This window comes from Aquabacterium sp. UBA2148, from assembly GCF_002328915.1.
Classification (GTDB): Bacteria; Pseudomonadota; Gammaproteobacteria; order Burkholderiales; family Burkholderiaceae_C; genus Aquabacterium; species Aquabacterium parvum.
In genome coordinates, this window is the sequence record NZ_DCXA01000311.1 from 53,355 (window position 1) to 58,546 (window position 5,192).

A 5,192-nucleotide genomic window follows, 5' to 3' on the forward strand; every position below is an offset into this window, starting at 1 on the left:
CCCGCCATAAGCCAGCAGCAAGGTTGCCAGCACCAGCGACAGCCGAGTGGCGAATGATCTTGGCCTCATCGCCCCACGCCCTCCTCGAATCGATACCCCACGCCCCACACGGTGACGATGCGGACCGGCTCGCGCGGGTCCAACTCGATCTTGGTTCGCAGCCGGTTGATGTGGGAGTTGACCGTGTGCTCGTAACCGTCAAAACCGGCGCCCCACACGCGCTGGAGCAGCTCGCTGCGACTGAACGCCCTGCCGGGGTGGCGCAACATGAAATGCAACAGATCGAACTCGCGCAGCGTCAGCGGGATGACGTCGTCGCCACGCATCAACTCGCGTCGCTCGGTGTCGAGCTGGAACGGACCAAAGGACAGCCTGGCATTGGCCACAGGCGCCATGCGCAGCTGCTCCATTCGGCGCAGCAAAGCGCGCACCCTCGCCACCAGCTCCAACATCGAGAACGGTTTGGCCAGGTAGTCGTCGGCACCCAGCTCCAACCCCAGCACGCGGTGCGCCTCGGTTGTGCGGGCACTGAGCATGATCACGGGCACATCGGCATGGCGGGCACGCAGGTGACGGCAAACATCCCAACCATCGGCACCCGGCAACATCAGGTCAAGCAAAACCATGTCCCAGCGCTGACGATCGATGGCCGCCATCGCGAGCGCCCCATCGCTCTCGCGGTGCAGCCGGTATCCAGCCTGCTCCAGATGCAGCCGAAGCGCATCTGCGATGGCGTCGTCGTCTTCGACCAGCAAGAGTTGTTCGTTCATGACAGGAGCAGTCCCTGGATGCAGCGACGCATTGAAGCACACCCAGGGACTTGTCGCATCAAACCTGAGCAGCGCGCCTGCGGCCCAAGCCAGCAAGCGTCAGCAGTGCCGCGACCATCAACACATAGGTTTGGGGTTCAGGCACCGCCGCCACGGCAAAGCCGATGCGGTAGATGGACGTGCCGGCCGACAATTGGCTGTCAAAGACGTAGCCTGCAGCCGTGGTCTCGCCATTGAATCCGCTCAGCGGCGCGAAGCGAAGCCCGACGACGCCGTTCTCGTCGGTGCGGAGGTCGTTGTTGCCGTTGACCAGGAAGGCCGCGCCGGCCACGCTGAAGGCCTCCGAGCCCGCGTTCCAGATTTCGCCAGCCGTCAGGTTGATGGCATTGATCTGCAGCTGGCCACTGGCATCAAACAGCCCGTACTCAGTGGGCGAATCGTTGCCGATGAAGTAGTCGTTGCTGGGAATCACCATCGAGGCGAAGGTGACGTAGCGGTTCAGGCTGGGGTCCACGGTGAACACCGCGGAACGGGATTGCCCTGGCAGCAGCGCTCCACCGATGACGCCGCGTGTGGCGTTGGGCTCTGTTGCAGCGAAGTCAGCTTGCCAGACGGTGCCGCTGCCACCCTCGGCAACGCTGACGATCGCGGGACTGGCCGCTTGGCCTGCATTGAAGGCATCGAACACCCCCTGGTGGAACCCGAGGTGCAGGGGGGCAAAGGCAATGCTGTTGGCGGGCGCGAGGTTCTCGATCGTGACGGTGACCTGCACGGGAGCAGCTTGGGCCGTGGCGGCCAGGGCCATGGTGGCCAGCGCAACAACACCAGACGGCAGGCGGAAGAATCGGGACGGATGGATCATGAGGAATCTCCATTTGAAATGGGTTAGCGGGGATCTGAACGCGGCCTCGATGGCTCGAAACCGCCCATCCGATGCTATGGATCCCGTCTCCCGAAAGCCTCATGTGAATCTCACGTCACCGTGACATGTTCAGTCGCCGACGCCCAAGCCAATCACGGAACCGCCCGAGTTGGTGAAAACACACCCTGTCCTCAGCGTACTCTGGAACTCGGCGAGGGGGCCGAGCTGACATGAAAAAAGCCACCCGAAGGTGGCTTTTCGAGGGCACGCAGCCAATCAGCGCGCGCGACGACGGGCCACGGCCATCAGACCCAGGCCGGCCAGGGCCAGGGCCCACGTGCCGGGTTCGGGCACCGGAGTCAGGTTGATCGGCAGGGCCGTGGAGGCGCGGCCATTGATCTGAGCGCCGATGTTGAAGTAGGCCGTCTGCTCGGTGTTGCTCGTGTTGGCGAACACGGCGTAGAACTGGCGCGAGTCGCTGAGGGTCTGCTCGAAAGCAGGCACCACGACCGTCGAATAGATGGGGTAGTTGTACCAATCCGGCTTCGAGTAGTCGTAGCCTTGGTAGGTCTGGTAGCTGTACTCACCACGCGCGTTGGCGTTGGTGCTCAGGTTGTTGTTGGAGTTGCCCGAGACCGAACCGGCCGGCGTCGGCAGGCTGTAGCTGAGGTTCATCCAGGTCGACGAAGAAGCCGACTCGGTGTTGTCGCAGTAATAGTAGATGCTCGAGCAGGCAGAAGGGTTGGTCGCCGAAGCCTTGACGAGGGCGTCGGCCGTGATGATCAACACCGATTGGGCCGACAGCTTGATGCTGCCGTTGTAGTAGTAGCTGCTGCCGTTGCTGCTGACAGAGGCGCTGTAAGACGTGCCGGGACCACCCGCCTCGCCTTGAACCGACAGGCTGTTCAGGCCAACCGACAGGCTGGCGGAGACCGTGTCCAGGTCACCGGAGGCCGTCTTGGTGTAGGTGCCCAGCCCGTTGCGGCTGTAGTTGTAGGACTCGCTCGCAGATTGCGAGGAATCGGACAGGTTGAACGACAGGGAGCCAGGCAGGCTGGCCAAGCTGAAGCCACTCACGGAAGCGTCCGTGGGGGTCAGGTCGATCACTTGGAACTGGATGTTGCTGATCGAGGCCGAGGCCGACGACGCTGCGAACGCGGGAAGGGTGGCGGCGACCAGGGCACAAGCCAGGGCGACCGAACGGATGCGGATCATGCTTTCCTCCTGTTGGAATCGATACATTTGCGTGCGAAATGTAAAGGCAACTGAAGGGGCTGAGGCTCGGCCAAAAAGCCGAACCCCGCGCTTGGAGGGGAGCGCGGGGGGTGATTCGCGTCAATGCACCGTCCGCTCGAACCCGAAGTTGCCCTCCGCATCCACCTTCACGGGGATGACATCCTTCGGCCCGAACCGCCCTTGCAGGATCAGCTTGGCCACCGGGTTCTCGATGCGCTGCTGGATGGCGCGCTTCAAGGGCCGCGCACCGAACACCGGATCGAACCCGACCTTGGCCAGCTCGGCGAGTGCTTCGGGCGACACGTCGAGCTTCATCTCCAGCTGAGCCAGGCGGCCCTCCAGGCCCTTGAGCTGGATCTTGGCGATCGACTGGATGTTGGCCATGTCCAGCGCGTGGAACACCACCACCTCGTCGATGCGGTTCAAGAACTCGGGGCGGAAGTGCTGCTTGACCTCGACCCACACCGCGTCCTTGATGTCCTCAGAGGGCTGCCCCGCCATCTGCATGATGTGGTGCGAGCCCAGGTTGGAGGTCATCACGATGACGGTGTTCTTGAAGTCCACGGTGCGACCTTGGCCGTCGGTCAGGCGGCCATCGTCGAGCACCTGCAGCAGCACGTTGAACACATCAGGGTGGGCCTTCTCGACCTCGTCTAGCAGCACCACGCTGTAGGGCTTGCGGCGCACGGCCTCGGTCAGCGTGCCGCCCTCTTCGTAGCCCACGTAGCCCGGGGGCGCGCCGATCAGGCGGCTGACCGAATGCTTCTCCATGAACTCGCTCATGTCGATGCGGATGAGGTGCTCTTCGCTGTCGAACAGGAAGCCGGCCAGGGCCTTGCACAGCTCGGTCTTGCCCACGCCCGTGGGGCCCAGGAAGAGGAATGAGCCGTAGGGTCGGTTCGGGTCGGAGAGGCCCGCACGCGAGCGGCGGATGGCGTCGGACACGGCCACGATGGCCTCTTCCTGCCCCACCACGCGCTCGTGCAGCTTGTCTTCCATGGCCAGCAGCTTGTCGCGCTCGCCCTGCATCAGCTTGCTCACGGGGATGCCGGTGGCGCGCGCCACCACCTCGGCGATCTCTTCGGCGCCGACTTGCGTGCGCAGCAGCGTGGGCTTGCCGTTGGCGCCAGCACCTTTGGCGTTTTCTTTGTCCTGCGCGTCCTTGAGCTTCTTCTCCAGCTCGGGCAGCTTGCCGTACTGCAGCTCCGCGACCTTGTTGAAATCGCCCTTGCGCTTGAGCTCTTCGATCTGGAAGCGCATGCGGTCGATCTCTTCCTTGACCGTGGCCGAGCCCTGGGCCTGGGCCTTCTCGGCTTTCCAGACTTCTTCGAGGTCGGCGTATTCCTTCTGCAGCTTGGTGATTTCCTCTTCGATCAAACCCAGGCGCTTGATGGAAGCTTCGTCCTTCTCACGCTTGACGGCTTCGCGCTCGATCTTGAGCTGGATGAGGCGGCGATCCAGGCGGTCCAGGGCCTCGGGCTTGGAATCGATCTCGATCTTGATCTTGGCCGCGGCCTCGTCGATCAGGTCGATGGCCTTGTCGGGCAGGAATCGGTCGGTGATGTAGCGGTTGGACAGCTCGGCTGCGGCCACGATGGCAGGGTCGGTGATCTCGACGCCATGGTGGACCTCATACTTTTCCTGCAGGCCGCGAAGGATGGCGATGGTGGCCTCGACGGTGGGCTCGCCCACGAGGATCTTCTGGAAGCGGCGCTCCAGGGCGGCGTCCTTCTCGATGTACTTGCGGTATTCGTCCAGCGTGGTGGCGCCGATGCAGTGCAGCTCGCCGCGCGCCAGGGCCGGCTTGAGCATGTTGCCCGCGTCCATCGCGCCATCGGCCTTGCCCGCCCCCACCATGGTGTGGATCTCGTCGATGAACATGATGGTCTGGCCTTCGTCCTTGGCCACTTCCTTGAGCACGTTCTTGAGGCGCTCTTCGAAGTCACCACGGTACTTGGCGCCGGCCAGCAGCAAGGCCATGTCGAGCACCAGCACGCGCTTGTTCTTGAGCGAGTCGGGCACCTCGCCAGCCACGATGCGCTGGGCCAGGCCTTCGACGATGGCGGTCTTGCCCACGCCCGGCTCACCAATGAGCACGGGGTTGTTCTTGGAACGTCGCTGCAGCACCTGGATGGCACGGCGGATTTCCTCGTCGCGGCCGATGACCGGGTCGAGCTTGCCTGCGCGGGCGCGCTCGGTGAGGTCGAGGGTGTACTTCTTCAAAGACTCGCGCTGGCCCTCGGCTTCGGGGCTGTCGACCTTCTGGTCGCCACGAACGGACTTGATGGCGGCTTCCAGCGACTTGCGGGTCAAGCCGAAGTCGC

General features: G+C 63.7%; 4 protein-coding genes. All 4 read right to left on the bottom strand.

Annotation, left to right across the window (positions count from 1 at the left end):
- Nucleotides 1-65 precede the first annotated feature (65 nt).
- Nucleotides 66-770 (bottom strand): response regulator transcription factor, encoded by a 705-nt coding sequence (locus tag B2W70_RS17440; RefSeq protein WP_286747741.1) that lies wholly within the window; start codon nt 768-770, stop codon nt 66-68.
- 58 nt (nt 771-828) lie between these two features.
- Complete coding sequence (locus B2W70_RS17445; protein WP_286747742.1) at nt 829-1,632, bottom strand: spondin domain-containing protein; 804 nt, start codon at nt 1,630-1,632, stop codon at nt 829-831.
- A gap of 276 nt (nt 1,633-1,908) precedes the next feature.
- Nucleotides 1,909-2,847: a PEP-CTERM sorting domain-containing protein gene (locus tag B2W70_RS17450; protein ID WP_286747744.1), complete on the bottom strand. Its 939-nt coding sequence runs from the start codon at nt 2,845-2,847 to the stop codon at nt 1,909-1,911.
- A gap of 120 nt (nt 2,848-2,967) precedes the next feature.
- A partial coding sequence (gene clpB, locus B2W70_RS17455; RefSeq protein ID WP_286747745.1) for an ATP-dependent chaperone ClpB occupies nt 2,968-5,192 on the bottom strand: 2,225 nt, incomplete at its 5' end.